The organism is Bacillus sp. Medicinal_06 (assembly GCF_056711665.1).
Window position 1 is genome coordinate 281,554 of record NZ_JBWYHD010000001.1, and the last position, 23,593, is coordinate 305,146.

Genomic DNA, 23,593 nt, shown 5'->3' on the forward strand with positions numbered 1-23,593 from the left:
GTCTATATTTTAAAAGAGTAGTGTTTTACTATCATATACAAGATTTCATACAAAAAAAATCGCGAAGATCTTTGGAATCCTCGCTATAACAACAATGTATGAAATTCTATATATCAGAATACAAAAATTATTATCCACTAATAAATTCTCCTCTGTTGAATACATATCCTCATCACAATTTCTCTTTCTGAAACCAAGCCTCTAACAATTCCTGCTCTCTTTCCCTTGAGATACCTGCTTTTCGTTCTATATCCCCTCTCGATTTCTCCCATTGATACACATCATAAATAGTATCTTCAATAGGTCTAAAAGACAGACCAGCGTTAACTGCTTTTTCTATACTAACGAAAAAAACACCTTTCCATGGTTCTGTTTCCCCCTCTAACGGGAAAGTTTCAGGTATCCATAAAGGCATCTCCGTCCATGGCTGTGCTTTATTTTCCAGTAGAAATCGTTCTTCTACCCATACAAATTCAGCATTACTGTTTGTTACTACTTTACAAGTATTTAATAATTCTTCTATTGTTAATTCATCACTCGGCCCTATTACATTAAATGTGCCTACTTTTCTCTTTTCTGCCATATCGAACGCCCAAGTTGCCACATCTCTTACATCAATTAATTGAACAGGACGATCTGAACGCCCCGGCACCATTACCTTTCCACCTTGTGCTACACGCCCAACCCAGTACGGGAGCCGATCTGAATAGTCAAATGATCCAACGAGAAGCCCTGCTCTTACATGCAAAACACGCCCTGGCCAATGTTTTTCTGCTTCTTCTTCGCATAACACTTTCAACGCGCCATAATACTCGTAAGGAGATATCTCTCCCGCCTCAATCGCTTTCAACTTATCACTAGGTGGCAGAGGTTGTACATCATAATCTTCCTTAATATGAAGTGGAATCCAATCTTTATAAGTAGAGATACTGGATATGAAAGTATAATGTTCAATGTTGTCTCCAAGTACAGCAGCAACTTTTTTCATTTGATGCGGAGCAAATCCACATGTATCCATTACAACATCCCACTTCCGATTTTTTAAGATTGATACATCACTATCCCTATTGCCGATTAGCTGCTCCACCTCAGGAAATACATCTTTATTCGTACCACGATTAAACAAAGTAACCTCATGCCCTCTTTTCAGCGCTTCTTCTGCCATAGCTCTTCCTAAAAAACGAGTACCTCCTAATATTAGGACTTTCATACATTTCCCCCTTCCATTTTCATAACCTATTAATTTAGTATTCATTTTAAATAACGATTTTCCTACTTAAAAGGTTACGGAAGATGATGAAAAAATTAATAAATGATGTTGCTTTTGTTCAAAATAGTATGGCACTTTTTGGATGACAACATTATCTTTAAATTTTCACTTTATTTCCACAACCTTTTAACCTCCACCAATTCCTGACCATGAAATTCCATTCTATATATATCTGGTTTTGATGTATGTAGTAAAAAATTCAAATCGTACTGAATGTCATAATACCCCAGCATCAAAGTCATAACAGCTCCATGAGTGCCTAATACTACTTTCTGTCCTCGATAAGTGTTCAATAATTCTTTTAAAACTCTTATAGCCCGCCCTTGACAGGCTGCATTAGATTCTCCTCCCATTAAAGCAAAATTGGGATTAGAAAATGATCTTTTTAATAAAGGCATTAACTCCTTATCGGATATTCGCTTATCCCCAGCAGAAAAAACTCGCTCTTTTAAATCTTCAAATACGACAACATCTTGCCCTAAACGTTTTGCTAATCCCTGAATCGTTAGGATGGACCGATTGTATGGGCTTGAAACAAAGACCTCAATGCCCTCTCTTTGTAATATGTCAGTGATTCGATAAGCATCTAATTTTCCTTTTTCAGTTAACCCTCTTGTTCTTTCATTTCCTTCTGTTTTTGGTGATTCACCATGTCTCACCATGTAAATGAATGTTTTCATCCGTCTCTCCCTTTACATCTTTTACTGTTATCTACACCCTCTTCACAAACAAAACCCTACTCCCTCCATCACCATCATAATTTGTATGTATAAACACTCCATCTACTTCTTCATCACCTTTTTCAATTTCAAATCCAATTTCTTGATGGAATTGAATAGACCTTTTATTTACGGGTGATGTTACAGCTTTTACAATATGACGATGATTCACGCGTACCGCATCAAAAAAATAAGAATAGAGCGCAGAAGCAATTCCCTTTCTTCTATGCTTCGGATTTACCCCAATGAAATGAACATATGCCTCATCTTTATATGTTTGTGATAAGAACCCACATAAAAATCCTAATATCTCACCATCCTCTTCAATGATAAAACTCGTTTCCCGAAAATGAACGAAGAAAAGTTTCGGTAACATATCCGCCATATTTCTCCCGCCCCACCATTCATTAAGCACGGAATGGATTGCTACATAATCTTCCCCGTGTATGTTCCTAACTTTCATTTGTTCTCCCTCTCATTCTATTATTTTCTATACATAGAACCATAACATCCTAATGAAAAGTAACATTTTATAGTATTTGCTACTTATCGTATCACTTCCTTCTATCTTCAAATTTTGACATAAAAATCATTTTTACATAAAATATTCATAATAGTTAGAAAAAATAAATCAAAAAGAGGTGAATGTATGCAACAACAAAGTTCAGTCCAAAGAAAAGCACTTATAGCTAGTTTAATAGGTAGTTCTATCGAATGGTTTGATTTCTTCTTGTATGGGACTGCTGCCGCACTTGTATTTAACAAATTATTTTTTGTAAACGAAGATCCTCTTGTTGCACTTATGCTTTCTTATCTTTCTTTTGGTATTCCATTTTTTATTCGTCCACTTGGAGGGATTATCTTTAGTCATATCGGTGACAAAATTGGAAGAAAAAAGACACTTGTGTTAACACTCTCTCTTATGGGAGGCGCGACAGTATGTATCGGTTTACTTCCCTCCTATGAAAGTATTGGTATACTCGCTCCTATTCTTTTAATATTGCTACGAATTATTCAAGGACTAGGAATTGGCGGCGAATGGGGCGGTGCATTATTACTAGCTGTAGAATATGCACCAAAGGAAAGAAAAGGATTTTTTGGTAGCATTCCTCAAACAGGTGTTACAATTGGAATGTTACTTGGAACTGTGGCAATCTCTTTCATGACAATGATTTCTGGTGATAGTTTTGTGACGTGGGGATGGCGAGTTCCGTTTATTCTTAGTGCGGTACTCGTATTCATAGGATTATGGATTCGAAATGGATTAGATGAAACACCTGATTTCAAAAAGGCAAAAGAAAACGGAAATATTTCCAAACTACCTATTGCTGATACTTTGCGTCATCATTGGAAATCAGTACTTATCGCGACCGGCGCAAAGGTAGCGGAAACAGGTCCTTTCTATATTTTCTCGACATTCATTGTTTCCTATGGTACATCGCAGCTGAAATTACCAAATACAACTGTCCTAAACGCAGTTACAATCGCTATGCTCATTACAACTATTATGATTCCGATTATGGGAAAACTTTCAGATTCAATTGGAAGAAAGAAAATGTACATATGGGGTACCGTTGCAATTCTCTTATATGCATTTCCCTATTTCTTACTACTAAACCAAGGAACAACTTTCTCGATCATTATCGCAACTGTTATCGGTTTAGGCATTTTATGGGCACCGGTAACAGCTGTATTAGGTACATTATTCTCTGAAATTTTCTCTACTCAAGTACGCTATACTGGCGTTACGTTAGGTTATCAATTAGGCGCTGCACTAGCTGGTGGGACAGCACCAATGATTGCTGCTTATTTAATGAATGTATATAACAATTCTTGGATTCCAGTAGCTTTATATATTGTACTCACTTGCTGCATCTCTTTAATTGCGATCGCTGCAGTTTCAACGAAGCAAATTGCAGAGAATGTACAAAATCAAGATATTCAAGCCTAGTCCATCGGGGGATTCCCATCTCCCCCTTTTCTATTAAAAAGGAGGATGATCTACATGATTCATATTACAGAAGAAATGGTAAAAGACATTTATAAAATGAAAGATTGCTTGCAAGACGTAGAAAAAGCATTCCAGTATTATATGAATAATGAGATTACAACACCTGTAAGGCTGAATATCCAGCACTCTCAAGAAGAGGCAAATTCCCTTTATATGCCCTCTTATGTAGCTCCAATCGAATTTGCATCTACGAAAATCGTTAGTATCTTCCCTCAAAATACGCAAAAAGGAAAAAAAGCACTACAGAGCTTAATCGTTTTAACAGAAACAAACACCGGTGATCATGTTGCAACAATTGAAGCATCTTATTTAACGACGCTTCGAACAGGAGCAATGAGCGGTATTGCGACAGAACATTTCGCTCGGCAAGATGCTAGTGTTTGCGCTGTCATTGGCTGCGGCGCTCAAGCACTCGGACAAATACAAGCTGTAATGGAAGTTCGTTCCCTAACACGCATTCTTCTCGTCAATCGTACAATACAAAAAGCATTTGAATTTAAAAACCAATTACGCTCCTTATATCCAAATTGGAGTGGATCCATTGAAATTATGGAATCAGCTGACGATGCGGTTGCAATGGCTGATATCATCATTTGCAGTACCACTTCCACTACTCCTGTATTTGATGGTACACACCTTAAACCTGGTACTCATATTAATGGAATTGGTTCGTATCAACCTCATATGCAAGAACTTGATTTCATTACACTACAGCGCAGCGAGAAAATTATTGTAGATACACTAGAAGGTGTGCAGCATGAAGCTGGAGATTTCCTAATTGCGAGTGAGCAAAACAAATGGGATTTTTCAAATATATATAGTGAGCTTGGGGATATTATTTTAGGTCATAAACAAGGGCGAGCAAATCCTGATGAAATTACTTTATTTAAATCTGTTGGGGTTGCCTTTTTAGATACAGTAGTGGCTGGTTCGATCTATCAAAAATATACAGAAAAGTTACCGGTCGAATGGGAATGAAATAAAACGAATAAAAACCGCCAATAATTGGCGGTTTTCTCATACACTGTTATATCTCTAACTCCGCTATAACCGGTCATGGTTTGTTTGCGTTATTCATGATTTGTGTCCTCCTATTAATATAAGACACTCCCAAATAACACCTCTTACACATTCATTGTTTTTCGGTGGGAAATTTATTCCCTCACTTCATTTTCTCATAAATTTTAATCACCGTTTCTACTAACACAATAAATACCCAAATCGCGCAAAAAATTAAAATGGATTGAAATATGGAACCTAGTACAATAAAGCCCACTGCCCCAGATCCTTCGACAGATATAGATGTTTGAAATTCATGACTAGGTCCATTTATAAGAGAAGCGGTATATACAGAAGCTAAAATTGAAACGACTAAATAAATAACGCTCATCACTTTTAATATTTTTATAGAAAGATAGGAAGGTTTTTCTTGTGGCATTTCAAATTCCCCATTCTCTACCCCTTTTTGCAAGCAATCTTCACATAAAAATTCATCTTGAATTGCTTTTCCCCCATGCATTGTGCCAGTTATCTCTTTACAGCGCGAACACTTTCGATTAATCATAATTGTTACCTCCCCTATGTATGCCATTTATACTTACTATATTCGCTTTTTTGACTATACCCCCTTTTCAATTTGAATTTTTTTACAATCATATTCGAAATTATATATTGTGAAAGGAGAAATTTTTATATGAGTCTAAAGCCCTCCTTTGGTTATAAAAAGGAGAACCAACACTATATATTGCGTCCCAGTTGCTATGTTGTTATCTTTAATGAGCATTATACGGAAATAGCAATTATTAAAAAAGGAACAAAGTATTTCTTGCCAGGGGGCGGTATGGAAAATGACGAAACACAGGAAACGTGCTTGCACCGTGAACTATTAGAGGAACTAGGCTGGCGGATAGAGATTAAGCAATATATCGGCAATGCTGAACGATATTTTTATGCTGAAAAAGAAGATATATATTATTTAAATGACGGTTATTTCTATCTTTGCAAGCAGATAGATGAACAGACTGATAGAATGGAGCAAGATCATATGTTACATTGGCTCTCCCCTTCCGAAGCACAACATCTACTGATACACGAACATCAACAATGGGCTGTGAAGCAAGTTTTAGCATTACAAAAATAAGATGAGCTCCTTCCTAAGAAAGAGCTCATCTTAACATTAACTCACTTTTTTCAAATTGAGAGCCGGCTTTTTTACCGCTCCTTTTTTCACAACATATAAACCGATAAAGATAACGAACCCGCCGACTAATTGCATCATATTCATTCTTTCCCCAATTGTTACTGCAGCGACAATAACTGCAAATAGTGGTACGAGATACATATAGACCATTACTTTTGTAGAACCAATTTTGCTGATGCCGACGTACCACATTGCCAGCCCAAAGACTGTCGCAAAAACAATGGAATAACCTAATGATCCCCAGCTTAGCATATCTGCTGGCCATGTTAATGCGTTTATATTAAATAAACAATATATAACAAGTGGCACAATGCCAATTAATGTAGACCAAGATGTTACGCGCATCGCTGAATATTTTGTGATAAGCGGCTGTGCAAGTATTGGATACCAGCCCCACGCAATGGCAGCGACTAATCCAATTCCATTTCCTAACCAAGCATACTCATATGTAGATTGATTCGTATGCCCTGTCAATAATACAAGCGCTGCTCCGCTAAACGATAATAAAGAGCCGATCTGAATTTTCATCGAAAAGCGCTCTTGTTTGTGTAATACTGCTAAAATCCCTGTGAAAATTGGTGACATTGCGATTAACAAAGACGCATTTGTTGCTGATGTATATTTTACAGATAACATAAATAACGTTTGATATAACGTTGTTCCAACAATTCCAACGGCTACTAATCTAAGCCAATCTTTTCTTTCAATACGTAACGATCGTTCTAAAATAAATGTAATCAATAATAATACCGGAGATGCCACTAAAAATCGTAAGCTATTAAATTGAATGGATGACATATACGCCACGCCATATTTTCCAATTGTGTAATTTGCTCCCCATATTAAAGCAACTGATATTAGGAGCCATTCCATTTGCCATCGTTTCATCCGAATCTCCCCTTCCACTACTTTAGCATAGTAAAATTGGCTGGATACTGCACCGTCCAATTGGCTGTTTTTTCACCCAGCCAATTTGCTATAATGAAAACAGCTAAAACTTGAAGGAGTCGTTTTATATGGAATGGCAGTTAGATACAGAAAGTAAAATCCCAATATACCAACAAGTTGTCGACTATATCGAAAGACGAATTATGTACGGAGAGCTTCCTCCTGGTAGTTTCTTGCCGTCAGAACGAAAACTAGCAATCCAGCTAAATGTGAACCGTAGCACTGTAACAACTGCTTATAATGAACTACGCGCTATGGGAATTGTGGAAAGTACAACTGGAAGAGGCACACGTGTCAGCACACATATGTGGGGTGTTTCACCAACATTCACGCCCAACTGGAGAGGTTTCGTAGATGGTGGAACTTTTTTACCGAATTTACCACTACTTCGTCATATTCGAGAGCAAGTCCAGCAAAATGAAAATATAATTGATTTCGCAAATGGAGAACTTGGTTGTAACTTGTTCCCCCATGAGCAGTTGCAAGAAATTTTACATAAACAACCTTTAACACAATCACTTAGCTATGATCATCCGCAAGGCTATCTTCCATTAAGACAAGCCGCAGCGAAATATATGAAAGATTACCTAAAAATTGAGGCGACCGAACAGTCGATTATGATTACTTCTGGGGCACAACAAGCACTTCATCTTATCGTTCAATGCTTATTAAATCCAGGTGATGCAGTTGCGTTTGAAAGTCCGTCACATTGTTACTCTTTACCCCTCTTCCAGTCAGCAGGTATTCGAATTTTTCCGTTGCCTGTTGATGAGAATGGAATTAACCCGGAAGATGTACATGAACTATACCGAAAGCACCGGATTAAAATGATTTTTTTAAATCCGAATTTCCAAAACCCAACCGGTACGATGCTTCATCCGAACCGGAGAAAGAAGCTGCTCTCTCTCTGCGCAGACTTACGTATTCCGATCGTAGAAGATGATCCTTCCAGCTTATTAACATTGGAAAATAAACAACCTTGCCCTACTTTGAAGTCGATTGATGAGAACGGAACTGTCATTTATGTTCATTCATTATCGAAAATGATTGCTCCAGGTCTTCGGATTGGTTGGCTTGTCGCTCCGCAGTCAGTAGTGGAAAGATTATCAGATGCACGGCATCAAATGGAATTAGGAATGAGTATTTTTCCTCAGTGGCTCATGCAGCAATTTTTTGAGACTGTTCCTTTTGATACGCATATGAAGCAATTACGGGGACAGCTCGTACAAAAAAGAGATATACTTATCGATTCCTTAAACTACTATCTTCAAGATAAAATTTCTTTTTTAAACCCGAATGGCGGGATTTACATATGGGGAAAATTAAAGGAACCTATTAATGAAAAACAGCTGATTATGCAAAGTCTAAAACAGCAAGTAGCCTTCATGCCTGGCAGTATTTTCGGGGCAAAAGATGGTTACATTCGGTTATCGTATGGGAAAGTAGATATGAATCAAATAGATGATGGGATTTCTCGTTTGCATGCAGCTATAACAGCTTGTCTACAATCAAGTGATGTTGAGTTGAATTGAACTACCCCCACCTACCTCTACAAGAGCTTGAGGTGGAGGATTCTCCTGTCTCTGTACTCACAAAAACAGTTCCTCTCGTTTAACAAAGAGAATACAACGATATAGAGTTCGGTAGTGTCTGTATGGAATGTAAGACGACCTATTATTCTATCTTCCGACGAAAGGCAAACAAAATAGGTACAACTACTTTTTCTTATATCGAGGCTAGAACACTTTGTCATGCATCCAGTTCCTAGACTTATTATCTGCTCTGGTAATAGGCATAAAAATCTGGGACAAAGTGTTCTTTTTTATCATGCAAATCGTTTTGCTAGTTTTTTCTTTTCATTTTCAAATAAGTGTAACCGCTCGATTTGTAAGACTTCTGTCGGCTGATCTACATCGTATAGCTGATAGAACTGATGTATGCGAATATCCAATCGATTGTTTAATTGATGCCAATGACTCCAGTGGTGCGCTTCTTTCTTTGGAATATAAGATTTCAGAACCCGAGGCACTTTTTCTTTATATCCTAATCCACGACGACCAATTATAAAGGCCGCGGATTGATGAATAGAAATCCCGAATTTTCGCATGTATTTCATCTTTCCGGAGATTGAAGTATAAGCGGGATTCACTTGAAAGACAGCCACGCCCCTTTTATCTGCACGATTCAGAATGGCACTTGTCATCTTCTCATATGCAAACATACTCTTCATCCGATTCACATGTTTATTTCCATATCGATTCCCTGTTTTCGATTGGGTCGTATCTAACTTCTCGATGACAATCGGCTTGTTATACCGCTCCGCTAAGTCCACCAAGCGAATTGCTTCCACTTCGATGATTTTTGTGATTTGTCCTGTAGATTTCCCCATGATAGAAAAACGAAGGGAACCACTTCCTTTGTAATTTCCATCCTTCGTTACATTTGCCCAAGCAAAATGCTCAAGATTACAATCTACACCGATGACACCATCTGATGTACTGTAATTCGTGTGTGGATTTTCCGGTACATCGACTAAACATTTCACAATATAATAGGAACCATAGTCTTCCACAGACCACGCAATCGGTTTGCCATCCTTTTTCTTATTCTTACACTGTAGTTGGGTTGTGATTACTTCTTCAATCATTTCTTGCCCATACGGGAACGTAACAGCTGGAAACATAAGTGTTTTCCCAGAACTTGTCGTCATCCACAATTCTTTTGTCTCGAGCACATATTAAAATACAAAATTGCCATGTTTGGCATCTTTCCGTCCAGATAGGATCAGTTGTTTATTTAGAGCACGAGAAAATAATGTTTTCCATTTGTCATGGTTACGTACAAACTCGCGGATGGTAAATTGCGAGCAAAACAGTTTTTTACTTCCAAATACTGCGCTTGGAATATGCGTTTGATCGGATGAAAGTTTTTGGGTTAAACGGGATTCTCTGTAAGTGAGATGACCGATTTTCGCCTGAATTCTTTTGATTTGCACATCTAAGTATTGGTGTTCAAACAGATATTCACTCAGCCAAATTAAGGTGTCTTTTTTACGGGATAAGGAGATGAGGTTGTTGTGCTTCGCGAAGCGGGTGTTTTTCGGAAACGTCAGCGTTCCTTTCACACAACTTTGTTTGATTTTGCGAAGATTTGTTAGTTTTGTCCGTTCTTGTTTCAACTTTTTCTTGAGCTTCTTAAGCTTCTCTTGCGTTTGCTTCTCATATCGTTTTTGTAACGCCATTAAACCTGTAAACAATGCCTTTGCTTCTTGCGCTACACTGTTTGCATAATAATCATTCAATTGATATTTCCGCTTGAGAACGAGATGAAGACTGTCTGTATACAACTTACGGCTCCAACGTTTTTCACGAACAATCGTTTGAAATGCAAATCGTTTCGCTCGATTAAATGTTTCGACTGTCTCTGCCAATGCATCTACCATTTCATGCGGTACATCTATCTTGTAGATCCGTTTCGAAAAATGCGCTTTCTTCACCTGTTCTCACCTCTTTTTATTTGATAAGATCATTATACACCAAACCGAACTCTTGTTCCACAAAAAAAAGAGACGTTTTCTTTAAAAAGAAAAAAACGATTCATCCCCCACCTTCACTTCGTTTAGAGGAGGGAGTCTTCCCGGTTAAATCGATAAATTTTAACCAAAAAATCTCCACAAACCCATATTATATGGGAAATAAGCCGATATTATGCAACTCTGTATAAAAAGCTGCATAATATCGGCTTTAAGGATTTTATACGTTATAGAAGATTAACTTTTCGTTACATTAACAGAGCCTTTCTAATTAAAAATTATAGGAAAAGTAAATGTAACGAAAGCTGCCCAAAGTCCATAGACTGGCAAATACTTAGTAACGGCATCTTGGATAGTTGAAGGTCCGGATTTGTTTTGTAAAAAACGTATATAGGAGAGCATAATCCAAATTAGATTTGCCCAGATAAGTATGTTTACTCCTAAAACAGCAAGTCTATTAGGCGTAATCCCATAAGAAGAAAGTCTGAACACGATGGCCGACAAAGCCACACTGTCAATGATAAGCGCAAGAACAATTAAGGTGAAATTTATATAATCTGAAATGTTCTTTTTCTCGTCTGAGTCGCTCTCAATACTGGAAAATATGGTAACGGCCAATACACCAAGGAGTATTCCGTTGAAGGCTATCAGGAAATTGCGGTCCAAGAATGGATTTTTCCCGACCCATATAACCGTTATAAGATAGATCAACAATGTGACCAGGACAAGAGGACTAAAAATTTTAGCTATATATGGTGTAATATTCTTAGCAAGTTTAAGATTCATTGATACCAGGTATGTAGCCACAATAGCGAGAGCGGCAGCACCGAATAAAACGACATTACTAAAATAGAAGTCTTCTATATCCAAGTCAACAAAGCTAAATAACTGCATGGTTAATGCTGCTAGTACCATTCCGCTAACTGCCATGCTGGCGTAGAGAATACAATATTCCAAATTAAATTTAATATAGGCTAGTCTTGTACTGCCTTTTGAATATTCATTTCCTGTAAATGCAAGCCCTACCAATACCCATAAGAATATAGGAAGGTGTAAATAAGCAAGGATAATACTGTCTTTATAATTTAATGGTAGCATATTAAGATAAAACCCAGAAATTAAGAACAACGCTACAAGGGAATAAATAACACTTTTTTTCGGAGTATTATTGTAAACAAAATAGGCAGCAATAAAGGGAATTATACCAAAAGCTAGGTTAATTGGAGCAATTGCTTCCTGTTCGACAAAATGGAAAATGATCCTGGTGCTTATCCCGGCCAGAATGGCTAAAATGCCCATGAATAAGAAACCTTTTTGAAGCAAGGACGTTTTTTCTGTATTTGCCGTCTCATTGAAATGCAATCTTTCATACCAAACACCAAGAACCTGAGAATCAGGATTTTGTTCCCATGCGTGTGAGAATGACTTTTTAAAAGCTTTCGGGTCTTTTCTATACATTCTCTCCAACTCATGAGGGTTAGTAATATTTTCAATAATCAAATTGTTAATGTCCATCGTTATACCTCTCCTAATAATTGTTATATTAAGCTTCCTCCACAATGTTTAACTGTCTTCGTCACTTTTGTATTCTAAAATATCTCTAGGCTGACATTCTAAAGCCTTACAAATTGCCTCTAAAGTGGATAATCGAATCGCTTTTGCCTTTCCATTTTTCAATATAGAAAGGTTTGCCATTGTTATTCCAACCTGCTCCGAAAGTTCTGTTACGCTCATTTTCCTTTTTGCTAACATCACATCAATATTAATTATAATTGCCATTGTTATTCACCTCAGACCGTTAAATCATTTTCTGATTTGATATTAATTGCATCTTGTAAAAGTTTTTGGAGAACAGCCGCAAAGACTGCGATAACCATCGAAGCGAAAGGAACAACCAATCCGACAAAGATAACTCCTGGTGCGTCGTCGACTTCCGCAAAGATATAGAAGAGCGGCCAAACTAGCACATGCAAAATACTGATTGTGATGGCACAGTATTTGATTTTCTTTAAAGCTTTTACAGATAAATCGGAGAAAGCTTTATTTTTGTCAATATAGCATAAGAGTTTGAAAGCCTGATACAAAGCAAAGTAAAAAGGTATAGCCGATGCATCAAAAGCGATAAAAACGAGATATTTTATAAAAGCAAACTGTGGAAGCAATTTTGCTGCAAGATTCGCCATCTCAGGCACCAAAAAGATGCACAGAGCAAGAACTGGGACTCCTAAAAGAATAACAGCTATTTTTAAAAACAACGTTGTTACTTTTTTCATAAAAAGCACCTCACTTATTTATTCTGATTTTGATTTTAATATACAATTTATCGTTTTACAATAAATTTTTATTAATTTAAACAATATTTTTATTGTATGTTTTTTAAGCAAAAATAAAAAGCATTCCTCATTCAAAGAAACGCTCTATAACTTTAAACCATTAAATTTATAACTTGTACAGCTAACCTGCCCTTTAGTTTAAGCGCAAACCTTCACAATCTCTTTTGTATTTCAAACACAAATATCCAATTTTCAATACAGGTGCTGTTCAACGATCTGGCCCCTTAGTAGAGTAACTTTATTGCTACTCAACAGTTCCTTACTTCACCTTTCAGTGCAGATCTTCTTTTCACTATAAAAACATCCCTTTAGATAAACAGATCCAATGGTGCAAAACATCGCAATTTTTTTATAAACATCGCGTCTTTCTTATAAACTTCGTAACTTTATTTCAAATCCACAAGTGAAACTTTAATCACCCTTCATCAATCAGGCTTTTACGGGCAGTTGATCCCCCACCTACCTTCATTAGAAAAGTGAAAATAGCTCGCTCAGAATCGCAGGACGTCGGAATTAGACATTGCCTTCGCTGAATTTTGAGGTGGAGGTCTTACTACCCGCGAATAGCGGGATAAAATGAACATAAAACAGGTGCAAGAAAAATTTCTTGCACCTGCTTCCTTCAAACTTACTGACCCCATATTTTCTTAAAAGACTTCGTATATATGATTGCAATTACGGCTTGTGCAATAATAAATAGTGATCCAGTTATTGTTTTTATATTTTGATCCAATACTCCTAATACGCCAAATACTACACCAATTAAAATGAAGAATATACTTAGAGGAGGTGTAATTTTCATTAAGATTCTAAACTTTTTATTCATACAATCGCCTCCTATTCTTTTTTCGAAAAATTCTATGTATATAATAATTATACACAAAACAAATATAGAAATATATGGTTATTTTTACAATTCAATATAGTGTTTAATTGTACGTTTTTAGGAGGCTTCCTTTCCCTTCAAACACCCATCTACTTTTTTAATCCACGATACATAGCAGTCGTCAATTCTTGTGCGTATTCATCAAGCTCTGGCATGCTGACGTCTTTTGCCAGCTGAATCGCCCTTTCAATGTCATACGGTACGCGAACAAGTTGAATAGAAAAACTCGCTGCCTCTTTTTGATTATACATTCCTTCAAAAATTAAATAAGAAGCTTGTGTAATTTCAAGCGGATTCCCTACACTTCCCGCATTACATAATGTTTTCCCTCTAAAATTTTGAACATATGCTTGATGAACATCTCCATAACAAACAACATCTGGTTTTCTTTCACCTTCGATATTTTCTGTCAGATCACTATTTTCAAACATGCTTACGCGCTCTTCTCTTGATGCATACGGTTGAATTCTTTCGTATAGACTTCGAGGTGAAGCATGAAACATTCGAATGAATTTCCCGCTCATGATAAACTCAATTGAAAAAGGTAACCCTCTTAAATAATCCTCATGTTCTTCTGAAAGCTGCCTTTGATGCCACTTTATTGTCTCAAATTCAGTTGGTTTTGTGATAAAATCATCCCAGTTTCCCATCACAACATGCTCGCATTCTTTCTGCACTATATCAATTACATCACTAGACTGCGGCCCTTTCCCTACTAAATCGCCTAAGCAAAAAATTCGTTCTATTCCTCTTAATTTTATATCTTCAAGAACCGCCTCTAACGCAGGGATATTACCATGAATATCTGAAATAACCGCTATTTTATCCATATAAACACCTCCAATTATTCTATATTTATTATATCTTTATTAAAAGATTTATACCAACTTGGAATATAGGATGTAAAACTATCATGTTCTTCTAAAGTCCTTCTTAGCCTCATTTTCATTCCATCTAGTAAATTAGGTGTGATTCGATTTGCCCACACAATATCTGCTGGGAAAATCATCGCTGCATACAGTGCATACAATTTCCAAAAATGAAGCGATGCTTCACCACCACAATACCCGTGAACTTGTCCAACCGCAAACGGTACACTTATATCATTTGTAAACAAAGGCATTTTGTAAAAATCATGAATCGGATCTCCAAAATCAAATCTTGCAAAATCAATAACAGCACGAAACTCATTACGATAAAACATAAGATTCGCTGGGTGAAAATCGTCATGTAAAAATACGATAGGCCGGCCTCGCAGTAAATGTTTATGATTTTCTACAAAAGTTAACACCGATTTTAAATCAATAAAATCAGTCTCATATTCTTCTAATGCTTGCAAGTATCTCTCGTACTTACTCCACCGAAACACTTCCCAAGATTCTTCTATATTCTTTCTCTTCACTGAATGAATTGTCTTTAATACTTCCCCTGCCCGTTTTCCAGCTAAGTATTGCTCTTTCTCAGTTAATTTCCCAAGTATGTCTTCCCCATCTTCTCCATCAATCCATTCAAATACTTGTACACATTGGTTTAATTTATCCAGATTTACGAAATAAAGTAGTTTTGGCATTGGTATCCCTAATGATTCAAAGTGGCTCATATATTCATATTCTTCAAGCTTACGTTCACGAGTCAAACTATCACACACTTTAATAAAATAGCGTTCCTGATTTGCTAATTCAATTTTATACTTTTGATCTAATGAAAATCCTTTTGAAATAACGGTACATTTTACTGCGCGAGGCCAATTTAATTGTTTTTCTAATTCCCTTAATACTTCTTGCACATTGATTCCCCCGATTAATATACGTATGAACTGTCTAGCACTTGCTTTTTACTCTTCTGCTTATTTGCTCCTTGTAATTCAACAGCAAAAGGACACTCCCCATGTTGTACTAACTGTTCTCGCACAAATCCTTCATCGATCGGTTCACAAAATTGGATGTTTACATTTTTTAGTACGATGCTTTGACAAAGTGCATTCCATTCTTTATGTTTTTCTGGTGAAGTCACTTGTACCTCAAGGATCTCTTTCCATCTTTCTACTGTTTCACGTACACTTTTCACAGCATAGTATATGGTCTGAATTTCTTTTACACCATTGCGATGCGGGGCAATGACACCTACTTCTTGTAAGTCTCTCCTTCTGTCCTCATCAACTTCTTCCCACTGTATAAAGAAAGGTAATTTCGGTCTACTCTCTTCCTGCTTTACAAATAACATTTTCCATTCTATAAGATGTCCGTCGTTTCTCATTCGCTTTCCTTCGAATGGTCCTTTCACTTGCAACCCTTTTTCCATAAGCTTTACAGCTAATTCTTCAATATGATTTGTACGAAGGGCAATTTGGAGCATTCCTTCTCCATGTTGCAATTTCTCAACAGTCTCTTGAACAAGTGGATTATCCGCTTTCTTCGCTTTATCTTCATGTTGCACCGCTAAAAATTCAATATAAGATAAATCAAAATAACATAAACTATTCCACGTTCCCCAGTTCGTATGTTCCCCGCCTTGCACGGTATGAAATCCAAGTTCCTTCATTTTCCCTTCTGCTTCTTTTGGTGTGCACCCAACAGCATGAACGAGATGATCAAATGCTAACATGATTTTCCCTCCCTTTATCTACATCTTTTTATTATATAACTGTTCTGTCATTTCAATCAATTTAAAAAACTTTAAAAACCCAGTTGCTTTATCAGATTAATATGCATTATAATAATAAAAACTAAATGTTAAGCTGATTGGAAAAACCAAAGGCTCTTTTCTCACTCGAGAAAAGAGCCTTTTTATTTATTATTACAGGGGGATTATACATGCAGAAATTAATTGTCTTTGCTATTATTGGTTTTTTTGCTCAACTGATTGACGGAGCACTTGGGATGGCGTATGGGGTAACATCTTCCTCATTATTATTAATGTTTGGAATCGCACCTGCTGTCGCTTCCGCTTCCGTACATTTAGCGGAAGTTGTTACAACTGCAGCTTCTGGTGTATCTCATATTCGATTTGGAAACGTTGATAAATATACTGTTTCCAGACTAACATTGCCTGGTGCAATTGGCGCTTTTGTCGGTGCATGTTTTTTAAGTAACTTACCAGGCGATTTAATTAAACCGTACATTTCACTCTTTTTATTTACGTTAGGCGTCTACATTTTATTGCGATTTATTATTCAAAAACAAATTGTGAAATCAAGTAAACGTATGTCTGGTAAACAACTTATCCCACTTGGATTATTCGCTGGGTTTGTTGATTCAACTGGCGGCGGTGGCTGGGGTCCTATCACTACACCAGTACTACTGGCACGAGGAAATGAAGCACGCAAAGTAATCGGTTCTGTTGATACAAGTGAATTTCCGGTATCATTAGCCGCAACAATTGGATTTTTCATTTCATTAGGATGGGAACAAGTGAGCTGGGTTTGGGTATTTGCTCTTATGTTAGGTGGCATTTTGGCAGCTCCAATTGCTGCATGGTTAGTACGAATTGTTCCTTCCCATTTACTTGGTGTACTCGTTGGCGGGCTCATTATTTTTACAAATATCCGGACGCTGCTTACATCATTTAAAGTAGATCCAACAATTATTAACCTTTCCTATGTTGCAGTTGGTCTTATCGTTATTATTGCACTTTTCATTTCAGTTCGGAATCATTCCGTATCTGCAAAACAAAATGTTGGATATACGACTGGTCAAAAACGTGTTTTGCCTTAAATCAGAACGAGTTGTGGAGTATGGAGGTAAGCAAATGATGTGTTTGCTTACCTTTTTAATTCCTCACTTCAAATTTATTCATTTACAATTGTCGTACCTCTCTTTTCCACTTACAAACTTCATGCATTCATTCATAACTATGTTTACATAAACAATGTCGAATTTACTTTTCTGAATTTTCTTTTAATTTTAGAGGATTTTCCCTATCTTTTTGCGAAACATTTGTATAACAATTTTTTTATCATTTTTTACATATTTCAGTAGGTTCGGGTGGAATTTTGAAAACGTTTCCCATACAATAACCGATTATTTTTGATAATTTCCTACAAAAATTCCTTGCAATATTTTCAGAAACTAATTACAATTGCCATATATTAAAAATCATAGCAATGAACAAATCCTCATCAATCCGATGAGGTAGAGGTTGCGGCATTTATTAGTAAAACGGATGAGACACAGAGAATGTCAATGACTCCGCTTTAAAGGAAATGCTGCCGAAGTTTGTATTTCTTCTCTGGAAATATAGGCTGGGGCTGTCTCCGAATAGGAACAGAACTGTCACGTTTACAAAATACCGTGTAAACGTGGGGTGCTATCTTAACGGAAGGGTATGATGGGGTGGTTATTTGTGAAACGTTCCGCCAAATTCCTTTGGCGGTTTTTTGTATTTTTCTTCCCCGTTCCTTCCTAATCTTATAAGAAAAGGAGTGTTGAACATGAATAGCATGGCGAATCAAGCTACCTCTAAAACTCAATCTACACAAGGAAAAGGCGAACTAAGGCGTGGGTTAAAATCTCGCCACCTTACAATGATTTCTCTCGGCGGTACAATTGGTACCGGACTCTTTCTTGCTAGTGGTGGTGTCATTCACACAGCAGGACCTGGCGGAGCTCTCTTAGCCTATGCGGCAATCGGAATTATGGTTTACTTTTTAATGACAAGCTTAGCTGAATTAGCAGCGTATATGCCTGTCACGGGCTCATTTAGCACATACGCAACAAAATTTGTCGATCCATCACTTGGCTTTGCACTCGGCTGGAATTATTGGTATAACTGGGCAATTACTGTTGCAGCTGAACTAGCAGCAGTTACATTAATTATGAAATTTTGGTTTCCAAATACCCCTTCTTTAATTTGGAGTGGTCTTTGTTTAGCTATTATATTTCTTTTTAATTATTTATCTGTTAAAGGGTTTGGTGAAGCAGAGTATTGGTTCGCTCTTATTAAAGTAGCAACTGTTATTATCTTTTTAATTGTTGGATTTATGATGATTTTCGGCATTATGGGCGGCGAACCTGTTGGATTTAAAAACTTTACTGTTGCGGATGCACCATTTAACGGCGGTATCATGGCAATCATCGGTGTATTTATGGCTGCTGGTTTCTCATTCCAAGGAACTGAATTATTAGGTGTAGCTGCTGGTGAAACGGCTGATCCAGAACGTAGTATTCCAAAAGCAATTCGTTCTATCTTTTGGCGTATTCTACTATTCTACATCTTTGCCATTCTTGTTATCAGTTTATTGATTCCTTATACAACTGAAAGTCTTGCAGCAAGTGATGTAACAGTAAGTCCATTTACACTTGTATTTGAAAAAGCAGGTGTAGCATTTGCAGCTTCTGTTATGAACGCTGTTATTTTAACAGCTGTTTTATCGGCTGGTAACTCTGGTATGTATGCTTGCACTCGTATGCTTTGGGACTTAGCGCGTCAAGGAAAAGCACCAAAATTTTTAGGTAAACTAAATAGTCGTGGTGTACCCGTTAACGCTTTAATTGCAACATCTCTAGTTGGATGTGCTGCTTTCTTAGCTTCTTTATACGGCGACGGCGTTGTATATGTTTGGCTATTAAACGCTTCTGGAATGTCTGGCTTTATCGCATGGGTCGGAATTGCTATTAGTCACTATCGTTTCCGAAAAGCATATATTGCACAAGGAAAAGATTTAAATGACCTTCCTTATAAAGCAAAATGGTTCCCATTTGGTCCAATTTTCGCATTTGCACTTTGTATCATTGTTATCTTAGGACAAAATTACGGTGCATTTATGGGGGAATCAATCGATTGGAACGGTGTACTCGTTTCTTATATCGGATTACCACTCTTCCTTGTATTGTGGTTAGGATATAAATTTACAAAGAAAACAAAAGTAATACCTCTTGATAAATGTGAACTATAAGTGAGAAAGGTGAGCAAACGCTATGTTTGCTCACCTTTTTTTGCTGGAATGAATTTTCATATTGAAAGGATATACTCATTTTCTGTGAATGGTGTATTACATGTGAAAAATCAACATAAAGAAGGTGTGACATACATGTTTGTAAATGCTCGAATTGAAACAGAAAGACTACATATACGACCTTATAGGATCTGTGATGCATCAGCCTTATACGAATTACAAAAACAACCTGAAGTAAATCTCTATATTCCAGAACCTATTTATTCTCTTAAAGAAATTGAAGATATTATTTACTGGAGCATAGATATGAATCAAAGAAATACTGTAAACCATATTGGTAAATTTAATCTTTCTATTATAGAAAAGACTTCTCAAAAATTAATCGGCTATTGTGGATTAGGTCCATCTGATTTCGAACCAACTTCAACTGAACTATATTACGCACTTTCGCGTGATACATGGGGAAAAGGTTTTGCCACCGAAGCAACGTCCGCTCTTTTACAATATGCTTTTTCAACTATTGAAATCGAGACAATTATGGCCTCCGTCTTTCCAGAAAACAAAAAATCTATTCATGTATTAAATAGACTTGGATTTGAATTCAAAGAAACTGTACAAAACTTGGAGAAAACACTTCAAGAATATGAAGGTATGCTGTACTTTCAGATTACAAAGGAGTTATTTTTACAAAAGGCGGTATTAAAATGAACATTACCCTTGAAGCTGTTTCTACAGCGCAAAGAGAGATATTAAGAAATTTTTATTCGTTATACTTACATGATTTATCCGAATTCTCTCCTACCCTTCATCCGAATGAAAAGGGATTTTTTGAATTTGATGCTTTTGAACTTATTTGTACTCGAGAAGAGCTTGTTCCCTACTTGATTAAATATGAAGAAAAATATATTGGTTTTCTTCTGTTTGCACGTTCACCATTCACCACACCTGAAACCAATTATTGTATTAACGACTTTTTTCTATTAAAAGCATATCGCGGTAAAAAGATAGCAAATCAAGCGATTTTAGAACTATTGAAACAGTACAACGGAACTTATTATGTCATGCAACTAAAAAGTAACACAAAAGCGGTAAACTTCTGGAAAAAATTTTATCAAAAGAATGAAATCATGTATCAAGAAGTTGAGAAAATAATTGATAACGAATTATGCTTCACACAAACATTTACAGTTCGATCTTTACTTTCCAAACCATAATCTCTATGCGTGTATCATTCAACGAATCCCTTTACTTCCCTATTCCTCATGTTTTTGCAATAATAGAATAAGAACTATAAACGAAAGTTGGGATTCCATGAACATTCGCGTAACAGATGAGGCAAAAGCAATATTACATAAATCAAACGATAAAACTATTATACGTATTAGAGGTACGATGACGAATTCTTGCAGTATATTTGTTGATGTTGATTTAATTTTTGATGAATATAACTCAAATGAAGTTGTTTATGAAGAGGAACAACTGATTATTCAAATGGATGAGTTTGCAAAAGACTATGTTGGCGATACATTAAAACTTGATTATAAAACGACTGGTTTTAGTATTACGACTCCTAGTGAAACACTTGTGTATGGTTTATCGATAAAAAAATGAAGAGTCCCCCCTGTTTCTTAACCGAAGCATGGGGAATTCTTCATTTTTACTTTGTAGAACTTTTCTGAACTGACTTATTTCCCGGCGCAAACCAACCAATTAGGGCAATACCGACTAATACGCCATAGAAGATCAAAGTCCAAGCTGTACTGTGTGGAAAATCCTGGTCTAAGACACCAATATCCTCATGGGCAAGTGTAATTACAGCAAGTTTGACACCGACCCAGGCAACAATTGCATATGCTGTTGTTTCCAATGCTGGACGTTTTTCAAGAAGTTGTACAAACCAGGTTGCTGCAAATTTAATTAAGATAAGTCCGGCAATACCTCCAAGAAGAACAACAATGAACTGTCCTCCATCCATACCACCGAAATCGTCTAGCGGTGAATCTGGAAGACCCAGGGCAAGAGCAACCGCAGCTAGTATCGAATCAATTGCAAAAGCAAGGTCAGCTAATGCAATCTTTCCTACTGTGAACCAGTACCCTTTACCTGCCGATTCCTTTTCATCGTCCTTATGAATATTCTTATTCTCTTTTCCGAATCGTGCCTGAATGACATGCTTTAATCCTAGGTAAAGAAGATAAGCTGCTCCTATTGCCTGTATCTGCCAGACATTTGCAATAAATGAAATAGCAAAAAGGGCAGCAAATCGGAAAGCGAAGGCCATAATGATTCCGTAATTTATAGCTCTTTTTTTCTGATCTTCGGGTAAATGCTTGGCTATCACTGCTAGTACAAGGGCATTGTCAGCCGATAACAATCCTTCTAATCCGATTAGAATTAATAGTGCCCAAGCATACTCTAGCCATAATGACTCCATCCACTTCTCTCCTTTCTAAAACTAAAAATTAGGTAAAAGCTTTGCTAACAATAGAATTTCCCATTAAGCCAAATGAAATCCTAAAACTTATGGCTAAAATATTTTGACAGTTACTTCTTCGTCTTCTATTTATTGTAATTTCAACCAAAACAAAAAAGTACCGCTAACTAACATGAATGACATTTTTAAACAATTTTATTATTATGAAACATGATTTGAAATAAAAACTATGACACCTTTGCGCTAAAGATTATTTTGGCTAGAAACGTTTTTACAGTTTTAATAATTTGTTTTCGGTGTAAGTTGAAGTGCCTCCAAAACAAAAAGTTTGCATATCATCATCTAGAGATATCAATTTTCTCGTTTCAGGTTCGTACAATACTACAGCTACACCTATTTTATTTATTACTGTTAGCAGGTATCCTACTTACAAACCTAGAAGATAAAACAACAGACTTTTCCAGGAGTGATTCCTTATGAATATACTAGAACACGAAACGTAACAACCGTATATTGTAATTAGAGATCCTCCCCCACTGTTTATTCACTACTCATATAATAAACAGGAGGATCTAATATGAAAAATGACAAATTATTTTTAGCACTTTTAGAAAATGCAAATGCGAGTTTTAGTGGATGGGATTTTTCCTTTATTACGGAAACGGGGCGTATGAAAAGTCAATTACTTTCGTGGTCTTACGGAAGCATGGCTTTCTCGCTTATGCAACATGCTACTTCTATGCTTGATATGGGAACAGGCGGGGGAGAATTTTTATCCTTGTTACGCCCTTTTCCTGCTACTATTTACGCGACGGAAGGCTATGCTCCTAATATTCCTATCTCCAAAAAGCAGTTAGAACCTTTAGGTATAGAAGTTGTAGAAGTAACAGATGATAACGCATTACCATTTGAAAATGGTCAGTTCGATTTCATTTTAAATCAACATGAATCTTACTCACCTTGCGAAGTAAAGAGAATCCTCTCTCCAAATGGCATCTTTCTTACTCAGCAAGTAGGTGGACTGGATTGCGCTGAAATCAATGAAGCACTAGGGGTACCGCTTAATTCTGAATTTACAAATTGGAATTTAGAAACTGCTCTAAGTGAGATTAAGCAACATGGTTTTAAAGTTTTAACATATAAAGAAGAGTTTCCTGTTCAAAGGTTTTATGATATCGGCGCTCTCGTCTATTATTTACAAGTAATCTCATGGCAAGTACCTGATTTCAAAACTGAAACATATATAAATGAATTATATAAGATACATCAGATTATCTTGCAAAAAGGGTATTTTGATGCGAAACAACATCGCTTTATGATTAACACTCAAAATATATAAATTGAACTACCCCCACCTACCTCTACAA

Annotated in this window: 23 protein-coding genes, 1 pseudogene and 1 riboswitch; of the genes and pseudogenes, 10 read left to right on the plus strand and 14 right to left on the minus strand. The window is 36.5% G+C overall.

The genetic code is table 11. The features are described 5' to 3' along the window. Positions 1-172: 172 nt before the first annotated feature. The 3 genes from AC1M36_RS01515 to AC1M36_RS01525 all read right to left on the minus strand — a co-directional run bounded on the left by AC1M36_RS01515 (position 173) and on the right by AC1M36_RS01525 (position 2,452). Positions 173-1,210: an NAD-dependent epimerase/dehydratase family protein gene (locus AC1M36_RS01515; protein WP_479845518.1), complete on the minus strand. Its 1,038-nt coding sequence runs from the start codon at positions 1,208-1,210 to the stop codon at positions 173-175. Positions 1,211-1,380: 170 nt separating this feature from the next. Beyond that, positions 1,381-1,950: a histidine phosphatase family protein gene (locus AC1M36_RS01520; RefSeq protein WP_336451377.1), complete on the minus strand. Its 570-nt coding sequence runs from the start codon at positions 1,948-1,950 to the stop codon at positions 1,381-1,383. 31 nt (positions 1,951-1,981) lie between these two features. Beyond that, on the minus strand, positions 1,982-2,452 hold the full coding sequence (locus AC1M36_RS01525; protein WP_336451378.1) for a GNAT family N-acetyltransferase: 471 nt from the start codon (positions 2,450-2,452) through the stop codon (positions 1,982-1,984). A 186-nt stretch (positions 2,453-2,638) separates the two neighbouring features. On the opposite strand from AC1M36_RS01525, the gene AC1M36_RS01530 reads away from it, so the two are divergent. Continuing rightward, entirely contained in the window at positions 2,639-3,940 is a 1,302-nt protein-coding gene (locus AC1M36_RS01530) for an MFS transporter (RefSeq protein WP_479845519.1), read from the plus strand. A 54-nt stretch (positions 3,941-3,994) separates the two neighbouring features. Further along, positions 3,995-4,978, plus strand: a complete 984-nt coding sequence (locus AC1M36_RS01535) for an ornithine cyclodeaminase family protein (protein ID WP_479845520.1) — start codon at positions 3,995-3,997, stop codon at positions 4,976-4,978. A 184-nt stretch (positions 4,979-5,162) separates the two neighbouring features. On the opposite strand, the gene AC1M36_RS01540 is transcribed toward AC1M36_RS01535, so the two are convergent. Next, the gene (locus AC1M36_RS01540) at positions 5,163-5,564 is read right to left on the minus strand and encodes a DUF3980 domain-containing protein (protein WP_479845521.1); all 402 of its coding nucleotides are present in this window, start codon (positions 5,562-5,564) and stop codon (positions 5,163-5,165) included. A gap of 129 nt (positions 5,565-5,693) precedes the next feature. Between AC1M36_RS01540 and AC1M36_RS01545 the strand changes: the two genes are divergently transcribed. Further along, on the plus strand, positions 5,694-6,140 hold the full coding sequence (locus tag AC1M36_RS01545; protein ID WP_336451382.1) for an NUDIX hydrolase: 447 nt from the start codon (positions 5,694-5,696) through the stop codon (positions 6,138-6,140). Between the two features lie 36 nt (positions 6,141-6,176). Here AC1M36_RS01545 and AC1M36_RS01550 read toward each other — a convergent pair whose 3' ends face one another. After that, positions 6,177-7,088, minus strand: a complete 912-nt coding sequence (locus tag AC1M36_RS01550) for a DMT family transporter (RefSeq protein ID WP_479845522.1) — start codon at positions 7,086-7,088, stop codon at positions 6,177-6,179. Between the two features lie 128 nt (positions 7,089-7,216). Between AC1M36_RS01550 and pdxR the strand changes: the two genes are divergently transcribed. Next, a complete protein-coding gene (gene pdxR, locus AC1M36_RS01555; protein WP_336451384.1) occupies positions 7,217-8,680 on the plus strand; it encodes a MocR-like pyridoxine biosynthesis transcription factor PdxR in 1,464 nt (487 codons plus the stop codon). A gap of 293 nt (positions 8,681-8,973) precedes the next feature. Here pdxR and AC1M36_RS01560 read toward each other — a convergent pair. The 8 genes and pseudogenes from AC1M36_RS01560 to AC1M36_RS01595 all read right to left on the minus strand — a co-directional run bounded on the left by AC1M36_RS01560 (position 8,974) and on the right by AC1M36_RS01595 (position 16,503). Then, positions 8,974-10,644 (minus strand): annotated as a pseudogene (locus AC1M36_RS01560) (IS200/IS605 family accessory protein TnpB-related protein). A gap of 303 nt (positions 10,645-10,947) precedes the next feature. Further along, complete coding sequence (locus AC1M36_RS01565; protein ID WP_479845523.1) at positions 10,948-12,195, minus strand: DUF4153 domain-containing protein; 1,248 nt, start codon at positions 12,193-12,195, stop codon at positions 10,948-10,950. 48 nt (positions 12,196-12,243) lie between these two features. Beyond that, positions 12,244-12,459, minus strand: coding sequence for a helix-turn-helix domain-containing protein (locus AC1M36_RS01570; RefSeq protein WP_336451386.1), 216 nt, complete (start codon positions 12,457-12,459; stop codon positions 12,244-12,246). 11 nt (positions 12,460-12,470) lie between these two features. Next, a complete protein-coding gene (locus AC1M36_RS01575) occupies positions 12,471-12,953 on the minus strand; it encodes a DUF2975 domain-containing protein (protein ID WP_479845524.1) in 483 nt (160 codons plus the stop codon). A 688-nt stretch (positions 12,954-13,641) separates the two neighbouring features. Then, positions 13,642-13,839: a hypothetical protein gene (locus AC1M36_RS01580; RefSeq protein ID WP_336451387.1), complete on the minus strand. Its 198-nt coding sequence runs from the start codon at positions 13,837-13,839 to the stop codon at positions 13,642-13,644. Positions 13,840-13,988: 149 nt separating this feature from the next. Next, positions 13,989-14,729, minus strand: coding sequence for a metallophosphoesterase family protein (locus AC1M36_RS01585; RefSeq protein ID WP_336451388.1), 741 nt, complete (start codon positions 14,727-14,729; stop codon positions 13,989-13,991). A 14-nt stretch (positions 14,730-14,743) separates the two neighbouring features. Beyond that, complete coding sequence (locus tag AC1M36_RS01590) at positions 14,744-15,685, minus strand: aminoglycoside phosphotransferase family protein (RefSeq protein WP_336451389.1); 942 nt, start codon at positions 15,683-15,685, stop codon at positions 14,744-14,746. Between the two features lie 14 nt (positions 15,686-15,699). After that, entirely contained in the window at positions 15,700-16,503 is an 804-nt protein-coding gene (locus tag AC1M36_RS01595; RefSeq protein WP_336451390.1) for a VOC family protein, read from the minus strand. Between the two features lie 209 nt (positions 16,504-16,712). On the opposite strand from AC1M36_RS01595, the gene AC1M36_RS01600 reads away from it, so the two are divergent. From AC1M36_RS01600 to AC1M36_RS01620, 5 genes are all read left to right on the plus strand, one after another. Continuing rightward, the gene (locus AC1M36_RS01600) at positions 16,713-17,612 is read left to right on the plus strand and encodes a sulfite exporter TauE/SafE family protein (RefSeq protein ID WP_479845525.1); all 900 of its coding nucleotides are present in this window, start codon (positions 16,713-16,715) and stop codon (positions 17,610-17,612) included. Between the two features lie 410 nt (positions 17,613-18,022). Beyond that, a riboswitch (Lysine riboswitch) is annotated at positions 18,023-18,215 on the plus strand. 113 nt (positions 18,216-18,328) lie between these two features. After that, entirely contained in the window at positions 18,329-19,792 is a 1,464-nt protein-coding gene (locus AC1M36_RS01605) for an amino acid permease (protein ID WP_336451392.1), read from the plus strand. Between the two features lie 102 nt (positions 19,793-19,894). Next, entirely contained in the window at positions 19,895-20,500 is a 606-nt protein-coding gene (locus tag AC1M36_RS01610; RefSeq protein ID WP_336451393.1) for a GNAT family N-acetyltransferase, read from the plus strand. Further along, complete coding sequence (locus AC1M36_RS01615; RefSeq protein WP_479845526.1) at positions 20,497-21,006, plus strand: GNAT family N-acetyltransferase; 510 nt, start codon at positions 20,497-20,499, stop codon at positions 21,004-21,006. Before AC1M36_RS01610 ends, AC1M36_RS01615 begins: the two co-directional genes overlap by 4 nt. 97 nt (positions 21,007-21,103) lie before the next feature. Next, positions 21,104-21,403 (plus strand): Fe-S cluster assembly protein HesB, encoded by a 300-nt coding sequence (locus tag AC1M36_RS01620; RefSeq protein WP_336451395.1) that lies wholly within the window; start codon positions 21,104-21,106, stop codon positions 21,401-21,403. A gap of 46 nt (positions 21,404-21,449) precedes the next feature. On the opposite strand, the gene AC1M36_RS01625 is transcribed toward AC1M36_RS01620, so the two are convergent. After that, positions 21,450-22,226 carry a TerC family protein gene (locus AC1M36_RS01625; RefSeq protein WP_479845527.1) on the minus strand — a complete coding sequence of 259 codons (777 nt, stop codon included), beginning with the start codon at positions 22,224-22,226 and terminating at the stop codon, positions 21,450-21,452. A gap of 577 nt (positions 22,227-22,803) precedes the next feature. On the opposite strand from AC1M36_RS01625, the gene AC1M36_RS01630 reads away from it, so the two are divergent. After that, positions 22,804-23,565, plus strand: a complete 762-nt coding sequence (locus tag AC1M36_RS01630; protein ID WP_479845528.1) for a class I SAM-dependent methyltransferase — start codon at positions 22,804-22,806, stop codon at positions 23,563-23,565. The last annotated feature ends 28 nt before the right edge of the window (positions 23,566-23,593 follow it).